The sequence below is a fragment of the Chitinophagales bacterium genome (assembly GCA_019694975.1).
Lineage (GTDB): Bacteria > Bacteroidota > Bacteroidia > Chitinophagales > UBA10324 > JACCZZ01.
Map to the genome: position 1 here is coordinate 694,796 of JAIBAY010000001.1, position 24,103 is coordinate 718,898.

Below are 24,103 nucleotides of genomic sequence, written 5' to 3' on the forward strand. Positions count from 1 at the left end.
GGGACAAACTCCTTCATTTCAAAGTGCTGCCGATAAGTGCTGGCCTTCACACAAATGGTGCTGTCCGCTGTAGTTACATATAATTCTATGTGTCGGAAATGCTGCTTATTCAAATCAGCAATTGATAACATCTGCGGCTTGCATCAATTAAATTTCGATTGCATACTGAATGGAAAAAGAATGATTACATGATCCGGCGAGAAGCCAGGGTTTGCACTGCAGCGTATTAGAACCGGTTCATTTTATCGGTGATTACATTCGCGTAATAGCGCGGCTTCAATTCCTGAAAATTCAAAATTAAGCAGGTAGCTTTGCCACCCCGTTATGAACTACCGTTACAGCACGCACTTCTATCTCTTTGCGGCCAACCTGATTTATGCATTAAGCTTTACCATTGCCAAAGATGTGGTGCCGCATTATATACAACCATTCGGGGCAATTGTAATCCGCGTTTCGGTCGCACTCGTGCTTTTTACAGCTGTTCAGCTCCTCTTTATCAGGGAAAGCATCCGGCGAAAGGATATTCCGCTGCTGATCCTTTGCGGACTATTCGGCGTGGCCATCAATCAGTTGCTTTTTTTCAAAGGCCTCAGCATCACCACGCCCATCAATGCATCGCTGATGATGACGACCACACCCATCCTTATTTTATTGCTGTCCGGCATCTTTCATGATGAAAAAATTACCTGGCTGAAGATAACAGGCGTGTTGCTGGGCGCCATTGGTGCAGTCCTCGTCATCATATCCGGCAAAGAATTCACGCTCGGTGGCGGACAGACAACCGGCGACATGCTCATTCTGATCAACGCTGCGTCTTATGCTGTTTACCTGATTATCGTAAAACCTCTGATGAAAAAGTACCGGCCCGTCACCGTCATCACCTGGGTTTTCCTATTCGGCTGGCTCTTTGTGCTACCGGCAGGCTGGCAGGAGTTCTCGGCCATTGACTGGCAGCTATTCACGCCGTGGCTGTGGGCAGAGCTGTCCTTCATCGTCATCTTCACCACCTTCTTTGCCTATCTGCTGAACACCCTCGCCATGGAACATGCCTCACCCTCCGTAGTGGGCATATATATTTACCTTCAACCGGCATTGGCTACGATCTTTGCCCTGTTGCTGAACAGGGATGAGTACCCGCTGATAAAAATCATTGCCACTGTTTTCATCTTTGCAGGCGTTTATTTTGTGAGTGCGAAGAACGCGTTCAGCAGGAATGAAAAGGAAGAAACGAACACCATTTAAAAAAACAATTTCAAAATCAGGAACACCTTTCAACATAAATTATTTTCCATTGAATAATTCAGGCACGCATGATTCAATCAATGACCGGTTACGGGAAAGCAGCATTGTTACAAAACGGCAAAACGATAAAAGCCGAGATCCGATCGCTTAACGGCAAGTTCCTGGATCTTAACCTGCGGCTGCCCTTTTCCATTAAAGACAAGGAGATGGAAATACGCAGCCTTATTGCGGAGCAGCTGCAACGGGGCAAAATTGATCTTTCCATTTCGATCGAAGCTGCCGCCGATGAAAACAATACTACCATCGACCGTGCGCTGGCGGGGCGGTATTACACGGAGTTGCTATCGCTTTCGAAAGAACTGCATGCCGGTAAAAAAAATCTGCTCGAACTCGTGCTGCAGATGCCCAATGTGATGGGCCCGGAAAAAAACATAAACACTGAGGAAGCAGTCGCGCCGATGCTGCAAACCGTGCGGGAAGCAGTTAAAGACCTGCAGGAATTCAGGCGCAAAGATGGCGCAGGGCTGGAAAAAATTTTCAGAGAAAATATTGCGGCCATTCTTTCACTGCTCAGCCAGGTGGAAACACACGAGAGAGAACGCGTAGGCCTCATCCAGACAAAACTGCGCAATCAGTTGTCGGAAATGGTGGCCGCTGAAGAATATGACCGCAACCGCTTTGAGCAGGAATTGATCTATTACCTTGAACGCATTGATTTTTCTGAAGAAAAAGTACGGCTCAGGAGTCATTGCGATTATTTTTTGAAAGTGATGACGGAAAATGAATCCAACGGCCGAAAACTGAATTTCATTTCGCAGGAGATGGGAAGGGAAATCAATACACTCGGTTCAAAAGCAAATCATGCTACCATTCAAAAACTGGTGGTGCAGATGAAAGATGAACTGGAAAAGATCAAGGAACAATTGCTGAATGTGCTTTGATGGGGCATTGCCATACCATCATTTAATACCTGATTCTTGTATTTAACTTCTAAATTTGACGAACCGGTATTTTTTTGAAACTCCTTTCATGCATATTATCCTTCCTGATGGTGCTGTTTTATGCAGCCGGATACTACCTGCTTTTTACATTCAGCGAGTTGCATCTTAAAGAGGAGATGAAGGAAATGATCCGAACCGGAGAGCTCGCTGATTATTACGCAGAGCTGACGTTTCCTGCTCATCAATTCGAGCAAATGAAAATGGATGAGCATGAATTTGTTTATGAAGGTGAACGCTTTGATATCGTAAGCGTCCGTACAGCCGGAGATGATGTAGTAGTTACCTGTGTGCAGGATGCAAAAGAATCCTCCCTCCTTCGCAATGCCATCAGCTGCCTCGACGCGGATTATTCATCAGCTCCCAAACCCACAGCAGCGAATAATACTGTCAACTTACTCAAACTGCTGCAAACTTTTTTTGTAATGCCTGCTGCGGAGCATGCTCCCGTAACCGTACCTGGCAGCCTCCTTTTCGCCAGTCAAATTCCCATCTATCAGATTCCGTGTACCGTGCTCTATTGTCCGCCGCCGGAACACAGCCTTAGCAGACTATTCCATCTTTAATGTTGGGCACAGGAATACTGTGCGGCCAGCGCATTGCATTTGCCAATGCCTGTTCATGGACAGGCTTATCCATTCTCCACTAAACTCCTAATCAATGAAACAGTTTTTCATTTTATCATACTGCCTGCTTTTTCTTTTCACAATCCCTGTTGTGGCACAGACTTCGGATCCGGATACAACTCTTACAGACAGGGTTATTACGCTGGATGAAACAGTTGTATCGGCGAATAAGGTGCCGGAAGAAAAAAGAAATGTGGCGCAACAGGTTGAAGTCATCAATACAAAACAGATTCAGCAATCAAATCCTGCTACTGCATCGGAAATGCTTGCCAATACCGGACAGATAATGGTGCAAAAGTCGCAACAGGGCGGAGGAAGTCCGGTACTCCGCGGATTTGAAGCAAGCCGTGTATTGCTGGAAATAGATAATGTGCGTCTGAACAATCTCATTTACCGTTCAGGCCACCTTCAAAACATCATCACGATGGATCCGTCTATGCTGGAGAATACCGAAATATTATTTGGACCCGCTTCGACCGTTTACGGGAGTGATGCATTGGGTGGCGTCATTCACCTGCACACCAAAGACCCAGTACTCAGTGATGAGAGCAGCAAACTGAATGTGCATGGAAATGCTTTCCTGAGGTTTGCATCTGCCAACACGGAAAAAACCGGTCACATTGATCTGAATATCGGTGGTGCCAAACTGGCTTCCATAACATCCGTCACCTATACAGACTTCGATGATCTGATACAGGGAAAAAACTTAAATAAGACAGCAGACAGCACCTGGTTAAGACCTTATTACATTGATCGGATCAATGACAAAGACTCGCTGGTAAAAAATGACAACATCTATAAGCAGGTTTTTTCCGGATATTCTCAATATGATATCCTGGAAAAATTGTTGTTCAAACAATCAGATCATGTGCGTCATGTGCTGAACCTTCAACTATCCAATTCATCTGATATCCCGCGTTACGACAGGCTGACAGATCCGGATGGTGAAGGGCTGAGAAATGCTGAATGGTACTACGGCCCGCAGCTGCGGACACTGGCATCTTATGAGCTGCATCTTGATGACATGGGTGGCTTTTTCAATGCTTATACCGGACGCCTGAACTATCAGTACATCACCGAAAGCCGTCATCAGCGAAGGGTGGATCGCACAGGACTGCAAAACCGCACCGAAAAAGTGGGCGTATTTGGTTTTGGAATTGATGCCAGGAAAACCACCGAGCGCAATGACCTGCGTGTTGGTTTGGAAGGTTACCTGAACTCACTCACCTCTACAGCGGAAGAGGAAGATATTGAGACCGGGGAAATTTCATCGCTTGATACCCGTTACCCGGATGGTGATAATACGATGAACACTATCGGGCTTTATGCTACTGATACCTGGAAGATTGATGATCATTGGGTCTTAAATGGCGGGCTGCGCCTCGAATCCATCATGTTACATTCTACGTTTGTCAGCAAAGAATTTTTTGACTTTCCATTCAACGAAATCAAACAGTCACATCTCCCGCTCAGCGGTTCGCTTGGTATTATCTGGAACGGCGATACAGGATGGCGACTGGCAATGATTGGTTCATCCGGGTTTCGTGCGCCCGATGTCGACGATCTTGCCAAAGTATTTGAGAGTGCACCCGGCAGCGTGATAGTTCCCAACCCTGACCTTGAACCGGAAAAAACATACAATCTCGATTTGAATGTCTCCAAAATATTCAGCGATAAGGTGAAAGTGGAAGTAGTTGGATTTGCGACCATGTTCCGCAATGCCATTGTCACTGACAAATTCACTTACAACGGGCAGGACTCCATTATCTATGATGGCGAACTCAGTGAAGTGCTCGCTAACCAGAATAAGCGGAAAGCATTTTTATATGGAGCGAATGCGAATCTCTTCATCGACTTTACGGACTTCCTCTCACTGGTAAGTACGATCACTTATACAAAAGGTGAGATTATTGAAGATGAAGGCAATGATCCGCTCGACCATATTCCACCCGTGATCGGCAAAACAAGTGTTATTTATCATCAGAAAGGATTCAGGGGTGAGTTGTTTGCCAACTACAATGGATGGAAGCATATTGAAGATTACAATAGCGGCGGGGAAGACAATGAGCAATATGCCACTCCTGAAGGAATGCCTGCCTGGTGGACGCTCAACCTCAGGTTACAATATCAGCTCACCAAAAACCTGATGATTCAGGCTGCCTGTGAAAACCTGCTGGACGCTAACTACAGGGTGTTTGCTTCCGGCATCAGTGCACCTGGAAGGAATTTTATTATTGCATTGCGGGGAAGTTTCTGATGCTGCAGACAACCTCATCATAAACTGTAACGTAATTATCTGTAAGTAGCGTACTTCATAATACTTGCCGTTGCAGCAGAAAAATGTTTGCCATGGCATCACCGTAATAAATGACCGTTACAGGTCAGCCATTCCGGTGATGCCATGTCAATTTATTTTTTATCCTTACCGGGAATGTGGCAGAACGGAAGAAGCGCTAAATTTGAGCCTTCAAAAAAATTATGAAATAGCGGTTGCTATATTGCATCATGCCTTTCAAATTATCCTCGCAATACAAACCCACCGGAGATCAGCCCGAAGCCATCAGGCAACTGGCTGAAGGCGTGCGCCGTGGTGATAGTGCACAGGTCTTACTGGGTGTTACCGGCTCCGGAAAAACTTTTACCATTGCCAATCTTATACAGGAATTGCAGCGGCCAACATTGGTGCTGAGTCATAACAAAACACTGGTTGCACAGCTTTATGGCGAGTTCAGAAATTTCTTTCCTGAAAACGCAGTCGAATATTTTGTTTCCTACTACGACTACTATCAGCCCGAAGCGTATCTGCCTGTTTCCAACACATATATCGAAAAAGATCTTTCTATCAATGCAGAGGTCGAGAAACTAAGGTTACGTGCCACGTCTTCCCTCATGAGCGGCAGAAAAGACATTATCGTTGTAGCATCGGTATCCTGTATTTATGGTATTGGTAACCCCACGGAGTACACCAACGGCATCATACGCCTGAAGGTTGGTGAAACCCGCAGCCGTAACAGTCTGTTGTATCAGCTGGTCGACAGCCTCTATTCCCGTTCAGACGGTGAGATGAAAGGCGGAAAATTCCGCGTGACAGGTGACACCGTTGATGTCTTCCTGCCGTATGCTGATTATGCTTACCGGATCACTTTCTTTGGGGATGTCATTGAAGAAATTGAGACGCTCGATCCCGAAACAAGCCGGAAGATTGGCAACATGGAAGATGCTGCAATTTTCCCGGCTAATATGTATATCACGCCCAAAGAACAGTTCACACAGATCATGAATGAGATTCAGGATGACATGAATCTGCAGGTGGAATATTTCAAAGAAGCGGGAAAAGTGGTGGAAGCTACCAGGCTGAGAGAACGGGTGACCTTTGACCTGGAGATGATGAAAGAACTGGGTTATTGTTCAGGCATTGAGAACTACTCACGTTATCTGGATCATCGTAAACCGGGCGAAAGGCCTTTTTGCCTGCTCGATTATTTTCCCAAGGATTTTCTGATGGTGATTGATGAGAGCCATGCTACCATACCACAGGTACATGGCATGTTTGGCGGTGACCGTTCGCGGAAACAAAACCTGGTAGAGTTTGGATTCCGTTTGCCTTCGGCGATGGATAACCGGCCACTCAACTTTGAAGAATTTGAAAACATGGTTGGACAGGTGATATATGTTAGTGCCACTCCAGGCGATTATGAACTGGAACAGTCGGAAGGCGCTGTAGTGGAACAGGTAGTGCGGCCAACCGGATTGCTGGATCCGGTGATAGAGGTACGGCCAAGTATCAACCAGGTGGATGATCTGCTGGAAATGATTGATGAACGGGTGAAGCAGGGTGACAGGATACTGGTTACTACCCTTACTAAACGCATGGCCGAAGAGCTATCAAAATATATGACCAGGCTGAATATCCGCTGCCGTTACATTCATTCTGAGGTAGAGACGCTGGAGCGTGTGGAAATTCTGCGTGACTTGCGGTTAGGTGTGTTTGATGTGCTGATTGGTGTTAATCTTTTACGGGAAGGCCTCGACCTGCCGGAAGTTTCATTGGTGGCCATTATGGATGCCGATAAAGAAGGCTTTCTTCGCAATGCACGTTCACTGACACAGATTGCAGGCCGCGCCGCACGGAATGTGAACGGGCTGGTAATCATGTATGCCGACCAGGTTACAGAATCGATGCAGAAAACCATTGATGAAACCAACCGGCGCCGTGAGAAACAGCTGAAGTATAATGAAGCCAATCATATCACACCGAAAACCATTTTACGCACGAAGGAACAGATTCATCAGCAATCATCGGTATTGATGATACGGCCTGTGGTAGAAGGCGCTTATGTTGAACCGGAAGAGGTGTCGCTGGTTGCTGATCCGTTGCTGGAATATATGACGCAGGCACAATTGGAGAAAGTTATTCAGCACACGAAGAAAAAAATGCAGAAATCGGCTAAAGAACTTGATTTCCTGGAGGCAGCAAGGCTCCGCGATGAAATGTTTGCCCTGGAAAAACTGCTCAGTGAAAAGTTTGACGTAAAAGCATGAAGGAGATGCATACAATCAATAGGATCATTCAGAAAGGCAAGTGATTTGCTGTATAATGCTGCTTACGCATCTGTACCGAAATCTTCTTTTTCACTCTTTAAAATATTGCGGAAATTGCAGCCTTGTAAAAAACATCACGGTATTAAAATATCAATGAACATGAAATTACAACATCTCTTTTTCCTGATAGTCATGCTGCTGCCGATGACCTCCTTCGCGCAGGAACAATTACTGGTGTATGAAGATACTGTCAATCATTTCACGATTGGTGTACCGCAAAACTGGCGTTATGGTATTCCCAAAGACAAGTCAACCAGTTTCATGGCCGCCAGGAAAGCGAAAGACAGTACAGATTTGGTGAGAGAAAATTTCTCAGTGAATGTGCTGTATAACAAACCTGCCGACCTGAATACTGCTTATCAGCAGTTTTTGAGTGCGATTCAAAGAGCGCCTGAATTTAAAATTGTGGAGCAGGGAGAGAAAGACATCAACAAGCGTCACTATAAATGGCTTATTGAAACACATAAAAATCAGCGTACCAACGAAACAGTTTATAACTACGTTTATTTCGCCAACAGCGGTAAATCTGTTCTCATCCTCACCATGGTATCCAGTGCACAATCATTTCATAAGTACCGTGAACTGTATGACTTGGTTGCGAAAAGCCTGAAATACTAAAGATTGAATTATTTGCGGCAGCACGCTGATACGCTGCAACAGATACATGGAACGATGTTGGCTGAAAACAGGTGTGCAGGAAAAATCAAATTAACTCCGGCGCGGGAATCCGCGAAATCATGAAGCACAATCCGAAATTATTAAGATCAATAGTGATGTTGCTGATTGTAGTGGTAAACATCGGCTGCGATCAGCTTTCAAAAAATGTGGTTCGTAATAATATCAACCCTGCGGAACCAATCTATTTTCTGAATAATCATCTCGTGCTCATGAACGTAGAAAATTCAGGTGCTTTTCTGAGTCTCGGCACTTCACTTTCCGGGCCGCTGAAATGGTTAATATTATCCGTTCTTCCGGTGCTTGCATTGACGGCATCATTGCTGTACCTGCTCTTTTACCGGCAAGTTTCCGTAATATTTTCTGTTGGGCTTTGTTTTGTAATCGGCGGAGGAATAGGAAATATAGCCGACCGCATCTTGTATGGTTCTGTTACAGATTTTCTGTTTTTCCATACCGGTATATTCAGAACAGGCGTCTTCAATCTTGCTGATATATCCATCATGCTTGGCGCTTGCCTGATGGTGATACCGTTGCTTATGCAGGAAGTAAAGAAGTTTTCCTACCGGCATGCTGATAAATCATAGCCGGAATGTTCTTATGCACTGCTGAAAAGTCTGTGATAGTGCAATTGTTCAATGTTTCTGGTTTTTATCTTGAACCAGCCTTGTGTTCTCAGCAAGAGATAAAGCGTAATCCATAAAGGAAGATTCCTTGCACAATATCATTTACTTTCCATTTGATTTACAGGCACAACCTAAACTGACAAAAGTGCGCGGCCAGCCACTCATTCAAAAACTCGATCTATGGATCGTCAAAAAGAGAAAGGCGGTCATAGCGACCGCCTTCCGGAAAATTACTCTTTGTGTACTGCCTGCACTTTACTTATTGTTTGACCACCTTCCTCATCACACTTCCCTTATCATTCACCAATTCCACAAAATAAACTCCGTCAGGTTGCTTTGATAAATCCAGCGACACTTCCTGTTGTCCTGCAGCATTTTCAACCTGTTGTTCCATTACTGTGGTGCCAACCACATTTTTCAGGCGAAGTAACGTTCCCGCTTCAGCTACTTGCAACGTGACATGCAATATGCCATTCGAAGGATTCGGGTACACTGTAAAACCCGGTTGGGATGCAACAGCCTGTGCTATGCCGGTGCTTGCATCAATCACAAAATTCTGATCGGAGATATCGAAAAAAACATTTCCAGCTGATTGCACCATGATACGAGCCTTGGTGGTAAACAAGTCCTGATCATTAGGTAGGGTGATGGCTTCACTGCCATCATTTGCTGTATTGGATAACAGGGCAACCGGGTAAGTATATCCACCGTCAATTGACAAAAGGATATTCACCGAGCTGCAATTTATCGGTGCGGCATCCGTGGAAGAAACATCCCAAGTAACTGTATGCGTAGTGCCAATGCCCCAGGTATCGGTGGTGGTTGGATAGGTTACTTTAAACGGTGCACCGGTGTTGATTACAGAGAGAGTAACGGGTGTATCATCATAAGTATATCCGCCGCCATCGGGCCGGTTGTCGCGTACGATAAATCTGAATTTCATGGAGCGGGCATAGCCAGGCAAAGTTTCACCATTGGAAACTGCTCCTGTAACAATGCTTGACAGTTTCGGAAAATAACGATAGGGTACAGTGTCTGCTTTAAAGCTGCGGAATGCGGGTGCATTGCCTGTCGGTGCATTCATATTTGTAGCCGGTCCTTTGTCAATTTCCTCCCACATGTAGGAGAGTGAATCGCCATCGGCATCTGCTCCGGTACCGGTTAATTTGAAATATGTTTTATATGGGATGGAATAGTTGCTGCCTCCGTCAGCAGAGGGTGGCGTATTGCCTGTTTCCACCAATACCGGACAACCTGAACCTTCCGCTTCAAACGCATAATCACTGATCTCATCGTAGCTGCCTGTATGAAAAAACGGATCGCTGTGTGACTGCAGGTCGTTGGGTGAACAGATGCCGGCATAAGCCATTATAGATGAACCGCTGCCCGGTTCAAAAGCTGTACCGGGTGCCCTGTTACCACCGCCACAGGCTCCTGAAGTTGAGTTGAAAGTATGGTTGCCACCAAACTGATGGCCCATTTCATGCGCAACATAATCCACATCAAATGCATCGCCCGTCGGATTCGGCAAACCGGTGACTCCATTCGCCTTTTGGCTATTGATACAAACGACACCAAGCCCGGCGATACCACCACCGCCGGTACTGAATACATGGCCAATATCATAGTTGGCACTGCCTATAATTGAGTTAATCGTTGATTGATTCTGATCCAGCATTACATAGCCATCATTATTGGTATATGGGTCTGTTGCGTCAACGAGGTAAATCAATGTATCATTGTTTTCTATCAATTCTAGGCGGATACCGAGTTCAGATTCATAAATACCGGTTACCCTGTTCACCGAGGTTGTCATCCCTGACAAGGCGCCGCTGACCGTGCCTCCTTTAGTGGCAGCATACTGCGCAGTGCAGGCCAGTGCCAGCCTGTAAATTCTCAGCTGATCGCCCGAACTGCGATATTGAAGCGAATTGTGCTTTTTTTCAATACCGGAATCTTCATGTGATTCACTTTTCACTTCACAGTCAAAAGCATATTGCCGCGGAAGATCTCTTTTGTTATAGGCGATATAGTAATCAGTGCTTTCATTGCTGACGGGATCAATAAACACATCACCACGGGGAGATAATATCATGGCATGAAACCCGAAATCAGTTACATCAATACGGATGTGGGCACGCGGATCTGAAATACCTGTTCCGGCATACGTTTTTATTTCAGGATATTTTGCAGCCAGGGCAGGTGCCATTACCGGCGATTCAAAAATCTCAAAATCATCGATTGAACCATCCGGCATCGGCAGGCTCATCACCAGGCTCTTAGAACGCGCTGAGGCAGAAAATTCCATAGGCGCAGACAGCAAATGGTTCCGCATCGCATTGATATCCAGCTGTAGTGTACGGTAAGCTGCCGGAGTGGAATACCTTGAGCCATACATAAACGCAACTCCGGCATTAACGTCCTGCCAGAAGGAAGCAGACTGACCATAAGAATTAAATGCGGTCAAATTTAACAGGATGAGAAAGGTACTCAAGACACTGCGCCGGCGGAAGCCGAAAGACTGTAAAAATTTCATGGAAGACAGAGAATTTAAAGTATGAAGGACTGAAGTTAATAATTGTTATGTTGAACTGTGTACGAAGTGATTCGCCACTCCACCAAACAACGCTAAAATTTTTAACCTGGGGATCCGGATTACTGTCAGACTGCACGGGAAAAAGGCTGTCCGGAAAATCAGTGAAAACTCAACTGGCTGATCTGCCCTGAAAGGGTAAAAAACTGCGCGAAGGTACTTTCCGGCAGCCACTTATGCAAATCAAAATGGTGGGGGCAGATATGTTAGATGATATCAGAATTTGAGGCCAACGTTTAAAAAAGCATAGTTGCCCTTGCCGTCAAAATCGCCGGCAAACAGGTTGCCGAAACCCATTGTATAACCGGCATCAAGCGAAAAGATAAGCACGTCGAGACCGGCACCAAAAGTTCCTTCAACACGGAAGCGTGAAAAATCTTCCGGTGTCATTGAAAGACTGTTGGGCGGGATATTAAAATCATAAGACAATACAGGACCTGCAAAAGCCCTGATATTCAGTATGCTGCCAACAGCGGGCACGAGGTTAAGCCCGCCATAAAGCGGTAACTGTATCCGCTTAAATGTGACATCACCTGAAACTTCCGGTGTTGAATCCACCATCTGAAAATTGCATTTCATCAATTGATATTGCAATCCAAATTGTCCGTAAACCAGCTTGCCTGACCGGTAAAAGATACCAGCCTGGTAACCGGAACGGGTATCAGCATTCAGTTGCGGCGAACTCATATTAATATTGCTGAAATTCGGGCCTATATAAACGCCAAGGCTGTTATTGCGTGCATTGCTTTGGCACAAGGCAGTTTTACCAGTAATCAGTGCAGTGATAAAGAAGAAAACTATGACCTGAAGCTTCATCAGCAAACCCGGATTTTCAATTAAAAGAAATGACTTTGCTTTCCTAAAATCATGCCATCATTGTTTTACAGTCGCGGGCACAGTTTTATTTCTTCTTAATAGAATCCCATTGCTGACTTGTCATGACACACCTGAATCCGCAATGTTCCAGTCCTGTATCCTGGCTGGTTTTCATACGTGCGGTAATCCGGTAACTGGAGCAATAGCTGTCATTACATAAAAAAGATCCGCCACGGTTAACACGTTTTGGTATGGTAGGTTCTTCAGGATCAAAACTATCGGCAGGACCAGCCGGATTAACAACCATCTTTTGGGCTGCACAGTCCTTATAATAGTCGAATCGGTACCAATCGCTGCACCATTCCCAAACATTGCCAGCCATATCATACAGTCCGTAACCGTTTGGCGGAAAAGACTTCACTGGCGCCTGCAATTCATAGCCATCTTCCCTGGTATTCTTATCAGGAAAATGTCCGTTCCAGGTATTAGCATGCCTGGCGTATTCCTTATCATTACCCCACGGATATTTATTGCCGTTTAAGCCGCCCCTTGCCGCATATTCCCATTCAGCTTCCGTTGGCAGCCTCTTCCCGGCCCATTTACAGTAGGCAACCGCATCATCCCAGGAAACCTGTACGACAGGGTAGTCATCCTTACCGGCAATGGTACTACCCGGCCCAAGCGGCTGTTTCCAGTTGGCACCATGCACCCATGACCACCATTGACCAATATTATCCAATGCAACAGGATAATCAGGCGGATCGAATACCAATGAGCCCGGCACAAAGATTGAATCCGGTGGCTTCGGTGTTCCCGGGGGCAGCTGCTTTTTTATCTCTTCCCAGTCGGGTTTTATTTCCGCAGTGGTAACATAACCGGTAGCCTTCACAAATGCAGCAAATTGCGCATTCGTGACTTCCGTTATATCCATCCAGAATCCATCCACATGTACCTGATGTGTCGGTGATTCATCCGGTCTTGCTTCCGCGTCGGAATCTATTCCCATCGTAAAATTCCCGCCCTCAATCCATACCATTCCCGGAGGTCCGCCTGCCGGTAATAACCTGCCGTCATCCGCGTCAGTTATTGCAGGTTCTGCGGCAACAGCGGACATAGCTTCCAGATTGTCTGCGTTTAAGGTTCCCACAACCAGGCAGGAAAGAAAAAAGGGTAATACGACCGCGGAGCGGAATGGATTTATACCGGAATTCATTTTTTTTCAGGAAAGGCCAAATGTACGAGGATTAAAGGAAAAGGACAGCCCTGCCGGTAAATCATGCAATTAGCAATCACACATTCGCAACGGAAAAATTCACATCCAATCAATCCTTCTGCCGTTCTGCAGGACAGTTTATCCTTCCCACCCTTCCTTCTTCAACAATCATTTTCTACCTTTGCGCCTCGTTTTTACATTCTAATGATTCATTTATTCATTCCACTTTAAATTACTGCACTGTGAACGAACAACATATCAAATGGCACTCTCCGATTTTAAACCGTGAAACCGAGATGCTGGTATATGGTGAAAGCGGTTACCCTATCATTACTTTCCCCACTTCCATGGGTAGGTACTATCAAAACCGTGATTTCAAACTGATTGAAAGTGTTGAATGGTATGTAAATAACGGCTACGTCAAAATTTACTGCGTCGACAGTATTGATGAAGAAAGCTGGTACAACAAAAATGTAAGCCCCGCTATCCGTGCACTCAACCACATTACCTATGACCGCTTCATCAATGAAGAAATCATAACCAGGGCACAAAATGAAACCGGCCGCCCGAAAGTAGCTGTCGCAGGCTGCAGCTTCGGAGGATACCATGCCACCAATGTCGCATTCCGTTACCCGGAGAAAGTGGGCTATCTGTTCAGCATGAGTGCGGCATTTGATATTAAGCCGCAGATGGACGGACATTACGACGATAATGTGTATTATAACAATCCGACAGACTACCTGCCAGGACTGGAAAATCCTGCACTTCATGAAATGGGCATTGTGCTGGGTGCCGGCGAACATGACATCTGCCTTGAAGCCAATAAGCAGCTTTCAGATATTCTTAACAGGAAAGGTGTATCACACTGGCTGGATATCAGGATGGGTGCAGTACATGACTGGCCCATCTGGCGTGAAATGTTTCCCCATTACCTTTCCCAGATGAAATTCTAAGGCGGTAAACAGCGCACTCTGCAGCAATAGCACTTTTATTTCTTTACTCAATTCAAATCTTCTCATGAAAAAAATCGGAATTCTTTTCGGCATGGAACGTACGTTCCCAACAGCATTCATTGACCGTGTCAATTCAAAAAATGTGGAAGGCATTACCGCGGAAGCCGTCCGGATTGATAAAGTAGCGCAGGCCTATGCATCCGGCTACGATGTCATTATTGACCGTATCTCGCAGGATGTGCCTTTCTACCGCACCTTTCTTAAGAATGCTGCTTTATGCGGAACAGCCGTATTGAACAACCCTTTCTGGTGGAGTGCCGATGATAAGTTCTTCAACAACTGCCTTGCCATCAAGATCGGTGTTCCTGTTCCGAAAACAGTGATCATTCCATCACATGAACATCCAACGGATACTACCGGCGATTCCTTTTCAAATCTTGTAACACCACTGGACTGGGAAGGCATGCTGGGATACATTGGTTTTCCGGCGTACATGAAACCATATGCCGGAGGCGGTTGGAAAAACGTATATAAGATCACGGATTCCGCCGATCTTTTTGCCAAGCATGCGGAGACAGGCCAGCTGGTGATGCTGCTGCAGGAAGAGATTCAGTTTGATGCTTACTTCCGTTGTTACTGCCTGGGTGGTAAATATGTGAAGATCATGCATTATGAACCACGCAATCCGCATCACCTGCGTTATGTTGCCAATCACAATGTATCGGATGAGTTGATGCAGACGATTCATAATTATGTACTGAAACTGAATCATGCACTCGGATATGATTTCAATACCGTTGAATTTGCCGTACGTGACGGCGTGCCGTATGCTATAGACTTCTGCAATCCTTCTCCGGATGCCGACCGGCATTCTGTAGGGGAAGAGAATTTTGAATGGGTGGTGGAAAACGCGGCGAATATGGCTATTGAAAAAGCACTCGCACACCGTGATGGTGCTGACAACCTTACCTGGGGCACCTACATCAAAAATGCGGCCCAGGGGCTGAGCATCGGTAAAGATTTCTGATAACTCCGGCAATACACGAATCACAGATAGCCTGCAGTACTTCGCCTCCGGCAACTGCAATGAACATCTTGTGATTCGTGTTATTTTATAAGGCTGCAAAGCTGCACTACCGCAGCGAATACACCTGCCTTGCAGCAAAAAGCAACAGACATCTTGCCCGATTCAGCTTTTGTTGTTTATTTTACCAGCCATCGCATAACCTATCTTCTGCACCATGGTCAATAAGCTGTTTACATTAGGCATTGAGGAGGAATTCATGATTATTGATCCTGAGACAAGGGAACTTGTTTCGCACCTGCACCAGGTAGTGGAAGGCGGAATGACCCTGCTTAATGAACAGGTGAAAGCCGAAATGCACAAGGCCGTGGTGGAAGTGGGCACCAACATTTGCCATGATGTTAAAGAAGCGCGCAAAGAAGTGAAGCACCTGCGCAGCATCATTTCCGATATCGCCAAGAAGCAAGACTGCCTGATTGGCGCCGCCGGTGCACATCCCTTTTCCCGCTGGCAGGATGCGATGATTACTGACCATCCGCGATACAAAGAGATCGTGAACGAAATGCAGGATGCCGCCCGCTCTAATCTGATCTTCGGCCTGCATGTGCATGTCGGCATCGACACACGGCAGACTGGTGTGCAGATCATGAATGCTGTCCGATATTTTCTGCCGCACATTTTTGCACTATCCACCAATTCGCCCTTTTGGCTGGGAAGAAATACAGGATACAAATCCTACCGGACCAAGGTATTTGACAAATTTCCCCGTACCGGCATCCCTGAGAATTTTACGAGCGCCGCTGAATTCGATGAATACATCGCACTGCTGGTGAAAACCGGTTGCATTGACAACGGCAAAAAAATCTGGTGGGATCTTCGCCTCCATCCTGTCTTCAGCACGCTTGAATTCAGGATTTGTGATGTGCCCATGCGGTTGGATGAAACTATTGCACTGGCCGCTATTATGCAGGCGGTGGTGGCAAAGCAACATAAACTGATGCAGCAAAATCTCACCTTCCGGACTTATAAACGGGCGCTGATCAATGAAAATAAATGGCGCGCTGCGCGATATGGCGTTGATGGTAAACTCATTGATTTTGGCATCGAACAGGAAGTGCCCTTTCAAAGCCTGCTTGATGAACTGATCAGCTTTGTTGATGATGTGGTGGATGACCTGAACTGCAGGGAAGAAGTGAATTACCTGCAGGAAATTGTGAAGATGGGCAGTGGCGCCGACAGGCAGCTCAAAGTGTATGAACAAACCAATGACCTGCGAAAGGTGGTGGACTTCATTGTAGCCGAAACAAACATCGGCCTGGACTGAAACTTCACAGCGGCTGCTTACGATTGTTATTTTGAAAGACAACCTTCCCTCAATCATCCTGCATCATTGTTCCCGATTCAACTATGAACATAAATATAACCGGAGTAGTAAACTGAACTGATGATTCCGTTATCAGCAAGGATTATCGTCTTCAGGTAACAACTTCCAGAAGACTGACAGGAGATCCATAAATTTCTTTCCTGATAGTTTTATTATACGCTGGCGGCAGAAGATATGGTTTCCATTTATATCTGATAGCTGTGGAAAATTAATTCTCTGTTAGTTTTATATTTGAACCTTATTAACAGATTTTTGATTTAGCAGTTGGCATCAGCAAGCTGCCAATACCATCCGTAAGAAGTTTAGCCACCAATATGGAGAAACCGAATATCAAAGTAGCCGTTCTCGACCTTTACAACCGCGAGAAGAATGAAGGCATGCGCGGCATTCGGTCACTGCTTTACCTCGAACGTCAGAAAACTGATGCCCGTGTCCGTTGGGATGTATATGATGTGCGTAATGCCGAAGAGTTACCGGATGAAAGCTACGATGTGTATATTTCTTCCGGCGGGCCGGGCAGTCCGCTGGCAAGCGGCGAACACTGGGAAAAGAAATACTTCAGGCTCATTGACAACTTATGGGAGTACAATCTGAAGCACAACGATCAGAAGAAGCATGTCTTTTTTATTTGTCATTCTTTCCAGCTGATATGCAGGCACTGGAAAGTAGGTGAAGTCACGAAACGCAAATCCACTTCATTCGGCGTATTCCCGATTCATGAAACCAGCCGTGCCAGTAAGGAGCCGCTCTTTGAACAACTGCCGGAACCATTCTTTGCCGTTGACTCCCGCGACTACCAGGTGATTCAACCGAATCATACGCTGATGGAACGGGAAGGATTTCAGTTACTCGCGCTGGAAAAACCAAGGCCACATGTCAATCTTGAACGCGCGATGATGGCTGTCCGCTTCTCCGATGAATTTATCGGCACACAGTTTCACCCCGAAGCAGATCCGCAAGGTATGTTACGCTACTTTGCCCGGCCCGATAAAAAGGAGCATATCATCAAACATCATGGCAGTGAAAAATATTACCAGATGGTTGACTTCCTGGACGATCCCCAAAAAATTGTATTGACACAAAAAGTTATTCTCCCTACTTTCCTTGCAAACTCTTTCAGGCAGGTGATAGATGCTGCCGACATGGTGCCTGAGCCCGGATTGAACCATGCATTTGAGCGTTTCTCCGGATAAGACCTCAACACTTATGTTTTCTTCCTGCGGGAATTTTCAAAAAAAATCCATGCGGCCTGCCATTTAATCATGTGCAGCGATTGCTCCTTCCGCTATTTTGAAATTAGAAATATTGTTCTCACCACGCAATCATCAGCGCGGCTGAACGGAGCCGTTTCCCTTTAACTTTCTTTATTACCGCCTCTCTGGTATTTAATTATTTTTGATGCTGCTCAAAACGCAACAGTCATGGTTCCTTACTATCGCGAAAAATATAATGCACAGTTTACCGCCGAAAAATATAAACGCTTCCTTGCAAACCTCAATGAAGAAGCCGGCTATCACATTGAATTCAGGATTGCCGAATCGCCGATTTTTGTTCCCCGCAGCTTCGAAGATCAGCTGATTGCCGGCGGCGATGAGATCCTCCGCACCGTGACGTCACCGGAATATTACCGTATCTCCGACCGCGCCATTCCGCCACAGCTGCGGGTTCCCAATGAAGAATCAAGGCCACAGACAATTGCCATCGATTTTGCCATCTGCCGTAATGAAGCAGGCGATTTGTCGCCACAGCTTATAGAGGCACAGGCCTTCCCTTCACTCTTCGCTTATCAGCATTGGCTGGCCGGCAAATTCAGAGAGCATTTCTGGGTGCCCGATAATGTGAGCCACCTTTTCAACGGATTGAATGATGAAACTTATGTAAAGCGCATCAGGCAATGGATTGTGGGGTCCGAAAACCCGGAAAATGTTGTGCTGCTTGAAATTGAACCGGAGAAACAAAAGACGCGTGTTGACTTTGAACTAACGAAGAAAATGCTGGGCATTGAATATGTCTGCATCAGTAAAGTGATCCGTGAAGGCCGCAAACTGTTTTATGAGCAGAATGGCAGAAAGATTCCTATTCACCGTATCTATAACCGCGTGATCTTCGATGAGTTTGTTAAACGAAAAGATCTCACCTGCCAGTTTCACCTGACGGAAGAGGTTGATGTAAGCTGGACCATTCACCCTAACTGGTTTTTCCGCATCAGTAAATTCTCCATGCCATTTATTGACAGCAAGTATGTTCCGAAGACACAGTTTCTCGACCAGGTGACGGTTATTCCGGAAGACCTGGAAAATTATGTGCTCAAACCCCTCTTCTCATTTTCAGGGCACGGCGTAACTTTTGACGTGCAGCGGGCAGATATCGATGCCATTGCCGACCGGCACAACTATATCCTGCAACGCAAGGTCCAATATGCACCGGTGATTGCATCGCCCACCGGCCCGGTTAAAGCAGAAATCAGGTTGTTGTATATCTGGTTGCCGGATGAACCTAAGCCAATGCTTACCATTAACCTCGTAAGGCTGAGTAAAGGAAAAATGATTGGTGTGGATTATAACAAAGATCTCGACTGGGTTGGTGGCAGCGTTGGGTTTTATGAATTGTAATCACTTTTGGTAAGGCAATGAAAGGATGCTGTAATATCGCAGCGATCAACAGATATCTGGTTCTTGACCACATCATGATTGCGTAAGCAAAATCCTGCCTTTTGCATACGCGGCTGTAAATAAATATTGCCGGTTAAATTCTCATTCACAACTGGCCACTTACCTTTGAGGGGAATTGATTTTCCATGAGATGTATTTTATGTTTCAGCCTGCTGGTCATCGTCCTGCAAACCGGTTGTTCAAAAAAGGAATCCGAACCTGATTTTTTTGCAACTGACCTCAATACCGTACAGCATGAAAAATTTTCCTTTGCTGAGCTCCGCTCCGCGAAAGCAGTTGTCATCATTTTTCTTCAGCCGGAATGCCCCTTCTGCAACTCCTATGCAAAAACTTTTCGACGGCTCGACAGCACTTTCCAGGAAGCTGATATCGTGATGTTAGGCGTTGTGTCAGGCAAGAATTATGCAGGCAGTGAAATCACAGAATACAGTACCAAAAACCGCCTTCACTTTACAATACTGCTCGATCCGGATTTTGTTTTGCAGAAAAAGCTGAATGCCACTATTACGCCGGAAGTTTTCCTGATAAGCAACAGCGGTCAAACGCTTTACCGTGGCATGATCGACAACTGGGGTTATGAGATTGGCAAAGTGCGGCCCATGGTTACAGCACATTACCTGACGGATGCCGTAAATGCCATGCTGCAAAACAAACCCATCATCATTGATTCAACCAAAGCTATCGGATGTTATATTGAATGACGGCTGCATTGTCCGGCACTATTCCCGGATAAAAAATTTTCCCGCTAATTTCATCCGACGCATGTTTCATGGTTAGCAGAAGCCACCTTAAAATATCCGGAGTTCTCCTGTCACGACTGATCGGGGTCAGGATCATTTCCATTCATTGACAAATACTGAAATAAATTCGGCATGACCACATTGAATTCCTGTTTTGAGATAGCTTCTGGTATATTGGCCGCCGCTTTTGACAAGATGAAAAAAAAAGCACCTGTCATTCACCAACCTTTTCGATGGCACATGCGCTATGCAGGGTGCTTCCTGCTGCTCATCGCCGCATTATCATCCTGCACACAAAAATCTACTGTCACTTTTTCGAATGATGTCGCACCCATCATCTATGCAAAGTGCACCAAGTGTCACCGGCCCGGTCAGCCTGCACCGTTTACGCTCATCAGCTATAAGGATGTCGCCAAGCGCAGCAAAACCATTCGCAAAATCATTAATCTCGGAATCATGCCGCCGTGGCCTGCAGATGCTACGTACTGGCATTTCCTCGGTGAAAATCAATTATCAGCGCAACAGATCTCCATCATCAACCAATGGGTGGATGCTGGCGCGCCACTGGGTGACACCAGTAATATACCACGGCCGCCGTATTTTCCGGCCGGCTCGATGATCGGCAAACCCGACCTCCGTCTTAAAATAAAACCTTACCTGGTAAAAGGAGATAACACAGACCGGTTTATGGTGATGAAGATACCGTTTGAGTTGCCTGCCGATACTTTCATCAGCGCCATTGAGTTTGTACCCGGCAGCAACCTGGTACATCATGTAAATGGCAGGATCATTTTTTACGACAGCGACCGGAAAGCCGATGTTTTTGCCGGTGATTATGCACTGGACACTAAAGATGAAACACGCGAATCTGTTTTCAGCAAGATGAACCTGCTAAATGATGACGGAAGTTATCCGGGTAATGATCACTACATCCATTCCGCAACGAACTATCTGCCCGGCGCAATCAGCATGTTGTATCCGGAAGGCATCGGCGGTTTCTTTGTGCGGAAGAAAGGAATCATTTACCTGAATGATATTCACTATGGCCCTTCGGGCGAAGATGTGCTCGACACCTCTTTTGTGAATATTTTCTTCAGTGCAACTCCGCCCAAAAGGCCGGTGCAGGAAATTCAACTCGGCACATTAGGTATTTCCGACATTATCCCTTCATTGGTCATTCCGCCGGACACTGTTATGACCTTTGTTACACGTGCCAGGATACTGGGCGATATCTCATTACTCACCATCAATCCGCATATGCACCTGCTGGGAAAATCATTTATAGCCTATGCGTTGCAGCCAAACGGTGATACGATTCCGCTGATCAGGATCAGGCATTGGGACTTCCGATGGCAGTACTTTTATACATTTGAGAAGATGCTCCATATTCCTGCCGGATCAACCATAGAAGTAGTGGCTGTGATGGACAATACACGCAACAATCCCAACAACCCACATCATCCGCCACAACAGGTAGAAGGAAGAAACGGGAGCATGCGCACCACCGACGAAATGCTGCAACTGATCCTCACCTATCTGCCCTATCAGCATGGCGATGAAAACATCAGTCTGAATACGCAGGATGGAGCGGCTGCGATGCAAACTGATCTGAAGTGATGCTTTCTGCGGGCAGTCATGTATGAGGAGCTGTGTTGCTTGCAGCCTTACATTTTTTCGCGGATAAAAATATATCCGGCCATATTTTCTGACAGAAAGAAGCATTCACTTTGAAACAGATTGATTGACGTGCCGGGATAAAAAAAACATAATCCACTTTTTTTTCATCCTGAATTAAACACCCGTTGAAATTCATACATTTGCTGCATGAAAAATCTAATCTACATTCTGCTATTAACATGGGTAATAGCCATCTCATCCTGCGGTGTCTCTCAGGAAATTACAGGTTCATGGGTTAACAAAGAAGTGCTGGCGACCAATCCTGAATATAAAAAGGTGTTTATCGCTGTACTCTCCGGCAACCTTGACGCAAGAACAACAATTGAAAACGATCTTTCCCGTGCTGCCACTGCAAGCGGTATCAATAACATCAAAAGTCTCGATGTATTCCCGCCCAACATTTCCAAGGTAGATACCAACCTGTTGATTCAGAGCATCAGGGAAAAGGGCTGCGATGCCATTTTCACTGTAGCCATGATTAACAGCAAAAGTGAAACACGCTATGTTCCCGGCACCACCACCTATACACCAAGCTATGGTTATGGCTATGGCGGAACGTATTACGGCGGAGCTTATGGCGGATACAGCGCTTATGGCTATTACAGAAGTCCTTACGGTTATTACGATTATATGGGAACCACCGTTACCACGCCCGGTTATTATGTGACGGATGAAACCTATTTTGTTGAAGGAAACTTGTTTGATATCAATACCAATCAGTTATTGTATTCCGTGCAATCAAAGGTCTATAACCCGGTTGATATTGCAACGGAAAGCGCTACTTACACTGCCCTGATTTTCGAACAGATGAAGAAAGACGGTTTGCTACGTAAAGCACCGAAATAACTCAGCTTAATAAATTCGTTAAATGGAAAGCCGGTTCACCCATAAACCGGCTTTTTCTTTATACCCGCAATTAATATTGTATGACTGCATTGAATTCCAAATCACCTCCGCACCACTGAGTGGTTTAAACAATTTATCTGCAACCTGCCAAGCTGCAACATTGCATAAGCTACCATCCTTTCTGTGTACTTTTGCCGCGCATTTTACGCTACGTTATGACTGCATCTGCGAATAAAAAAGTGGCTCATTGGCTTTTGCTCGGCGCCTTCATGATCATGATTCAGGTAATGCTGGGCGGCATTACCCGGCTGACCGGTTCCGGGCTTTCGATTACACAATGGAATGTGATTATGGGATCTGTTCCTCCATTAAATGATGCGCAATGGCAACAAGCCTTTGATCTTTACAAAGAAACGCCGCAGTACAAACTGATGAACAGTGACATGACCACCGATGGCTTCAAGTCTATCTTTTGGTGGGAATATATTCATCGTTTATGGGCGCGCCTTATCGGCTTCGCCTTCGTCATTCCGCTGATTTATTTCCTGCAAAAGAAAATGATAACCCGGCAACTGGGAAAGCAGCTGTTGATCATCGCTTTGCTCGGGGCTTTGCAGGCATTGCTTGGATGGATTATGGTGCAGAGCGGCCTCATCGATAAACCGTGGGTGAACCCCATCAACCTCAGTTCGCACCTGATGCTGGCATTAATACTCTTTTCCTATATCTTTTGGGTAGCGTTATCATTATTGCAGCCACCAATGGAAAGTGGAATTGTATTGAAGACAAAGCGATTTTCCGTGATGTTGCTGGTACTGTTGTTTCTGCAGATACTATACGGAGGACTGATGGCAGGAAACAAAGCCGCGCTCAGTTATCCGACCTTTCCTAAAATTGGTACGTACTATATTCCCGACGGTTTATTTTCCCTTGAGCCATGGTTTGTCAATTTCTTTGAAAACTCCGCCATGATTCAGCTTATTCATCGCACACTCGGAGGCATCGTCGCCATCCTGATGATTTATTTTTTCTGGCAAACGCGCCGGCAAAAAGTAACTGCTTTGCTGAAGCGCGCTTTACGCTGGCTGCCATCGCTGGTGATTTTACAGGTGCTGCTGGGTATCCTCACACTCGTCAATTCACTGGGCAGAATTCCGGTTGTGCCTGGCGTGCTGCATCAAATGGTGGCCTTGCTGCTGCTTACAGTAATGGTTATCATTCATTTTCAGCTTTCCGGAAAAAGGGATTATACAGCTGATTAATACATTGATGTCCTTCAATGCAAAATGAAGGCGGCAATGACTTTTACATCTCATCATTTTCAGCTATGTGGTGTCGACCGTCAACCTGTTTTTCATCCTCAGCAGCAACATATATTGTACAGTTTAGCGTGATAGGCCCGTCTGTGTATCATTG

General features: G+C 45.8%; 19 protein-coding genes. 16 read left to right on the plus strand and 3 right to left on the minus strand.

What is annotated here, in order from left to right; all coding sequences use genetic code 11:
* Positions 1-324 precede the first annotated feature (324 nt).
* From K1X61_02715 to lspA, 7 genes are all read left to right on the plus strand, one after another.
* A complete protein-coding gene (locus K1X61_02715; protein MBX7107537.1) occupies positions 325-1,242 on the plus strand; it encodes a DMT family transporter in 918 nt (305 codons plus the stop codon).
* 68 nt (positions 1,243-1,310) lie between these two features.
* On the plus strand, positions 1,311-2,183 hold the full coding sequence (locus tag K1X61_02720) for a YicC family protein (protein MBX7107538.1): 873 nt from the start codon (positions 1,311-1,313) through the stop codon (positions 2,181-2,183).
* A 74-nt stretch (positions 2,184-2,257) separates the two neighbouring features.
* Positions 2,258-2,806, plus strand: coding sequence for a hypothetical protein (locus K1X61_02725; protein ID MBX7107539.1), 549 nt, complete (start codon positions 2,258-2,260; stop codon positions 2,804-2,806).
* 94 nt (positions 2,807-2,900) lie between these two features.
* Positions 2,901-5,123, plus strand: a complete 2,223-nt coding sequence (locus K1X61_02730; GenBank protein MBX7107540.1) for a TonB-dependent receptor — start codon at positions 2,901-2,903, stop codon at positions 5,121-5,123.
* Positions 5,124-5,371: 248 nt separating this feature from the next.
* Positions 5,372-7,408, plus strand: a complete 2,037-nt coding sequence (gene uvrB / locus K1X61_02735; protein ID MBX7107541.1) for an excinuclease ABC subunit UvrB — start codon at positions 5,372-5,374, stop codon at positions 7,406-7,408.
* Positions 7,409-7,567: 159 nt separating this feature from the next.
* The gene (locus K1X61_02740; protein MBX7107542.1) at positions 7,568-8,086 is read left to right on the plus strand and encodes a hypothetical protein; all 519 of its coding nucleotides are present in this window, start codon (positions 7,568-7,570) and stop codon (positions 8,084-8,086) included.
* Between the two features lie 119 nt (positions 8,087-8,205).
* On the plus strand, positions 8,206-8,730 hold the full coding sequence (lspA, locus tag K1X61_02745; GenBank protein ID MBX7107543.1) for a signal peptidase II: 525 nt from the start codon (positions 8,206-8,208) through the stop codon (positions 8,728-8,730).
* Positions 8,731-9,028: 298 nt separating this feature from the next.
* Here lspA and K1X61_02750 read toward each other — a convergent pair whose 3' ends face one another.
* The 3 genes from K1X61_02750 to K1X61_02760 form a co-directional block, all read right to left on the minus strand.
* A complete protein-coding gene (locus K1X61_02750; protein ID MBX7107544.1) occupies positions 9,029-11,305 on the minus strand; it encodes a T9SS type A sorting domain-containing protein in 2,277 nt (758 codons plus the stop codon).
* A gap of 273 nt (positions 11,306-11,578) precedes the next feature.
* On the minus strand, positions 11,579-12,178 hold the full coding sequence (locus K1X61_02755) for a PorT family protein (GenBank protein MBX7107545.1): 600 nt from the start codon (positions 12,176-12,178) through the stop codon (positions 11,579-11,581).
* Positions 12,179-12,263: 85 nt separating this feature from the next.
* Positions 12,264-13,214 (minus strand): formylglycine-generating enzyme family protein, encoded by a 951-nt coding sequence (locus tag K1X61_02760; protein MBX7107546.1) that lies wholly within the window; start codon positions 13,212-13,214, stop codon positions 12,264-12,266.
* Between the two features lie 419 nt (positions 13,215-13,633).
* Between K1X61_02760 and K1X61_02765 the strand changes: the two genes are divergently transcribed.
* The 9 genes from K1X61_02765 (at position 13,634) to K1X61_02805 (ending at position 23,949) form a co-directional block, all read left to right on the plus strand.
* Positions 13,634-14,344 carry an esterase gene (locus tag K1X61_02765; protein MBX7107547.1) on the plus strand — a complete coding sequence of 237 codons (711 nt, stop codon included), beginning with the start codon at positions 13,634-13,636 and terminating at the stop codon, positions 14,342-14,344.
* A gap of 64 nt (positions 14,345-14,408) precedes the next feature.
* The gene (locus K1X61_02770) at positions 14,409-15,371 is read left to right on the plus strand and encodes a hypothetical protein (protein ID MBX7107548.1); all 963 of its coding nucleotides are present in this window, start codon (positions 14,409-14,411) and stop codon (positions 15,369-15,371) included.
* Between the two features lie 214 nt (positions 15,372-15,585).
* Complete coding sequence (locus K1X61_02775; protein ID MBX7107549.1) at positions 15,586-16,692, plus strand: carboxylate-amine ligase; 1,107 nt, start codon at positions 15,586-15,588, stop codon at positions 16,690-16,692.
* A 374-nt stretch (positions 16,693-17,066) separates the two neighbouring features.
* On the plus strand, positions 17,067-17,945 hold the full coding sequence (locus K1X61_02780; GenBank protein MBX7107550.1) for a homoserine O-succinyltransferase: 879 nt from the start codon (positions 17,067-17,069) through the stop codon (positions 17,943-17,945).
* A gap of 228 nt (positions 17,946-18,173) precedes the next feature.
* On the plus strand, positions 18,174-19,364 hold the full coding sequence (locus K1X61_02785) for a hypothetical protein (GenBank protein ID MBX7107551.1): 1,191 nt from the start codon (positions 18,174-18,176) through the stop codon (positions 19,362-19,364).
* A gap of 185 nt (positions 19,365-19,549) precedes the next feature.
* The gene (locus tag K1X61_02790) at positions 19,550-20,125 is read left to right on the plus strand and encodes a redoxin domain-containing protein (protein MBX7107552.1); all 576 of its coding nucleotides are present in this window, start codon (positions 19,550-19,552) and stop codon (positions 20,123-20,125) included.
* Between the two features lie 171 nt (positions 20,126-20,296).
* A complete protein-coding gene (locus K1X61_02795; GenBank protein MBX7107553.1) occupies positions 20,297-21,781 on the plus strand; it encodes a hypothetical protein in 1,485 nt (494 codons plus the stop codon).
* Between the two features lie 207 nt (positions 21,782-21,988).
* On the plus strand, positions 21,989-22,687 hold the full coding sequence (locus K1X61_02800; GenBank protein ID MBX7107554.1) for a hypothetical protein: 699 nt from the start codon (positions 21,989-21,991) through the stop codon (positions 22,685-22,687).
* A gap of 239 nt (positions 22,688-22,926) precedes the next feature.
* Entirely contained in the window at positions 22,927-23,949 is a 1,023-nt protein-coding gene (locus tag K1X61_02805; protein MBX7107555.1) for a COX15/CtaA family protein, read from the plus strand.
* Positions 23,950-24,103 lie beyond the last annotated feature (154 nt).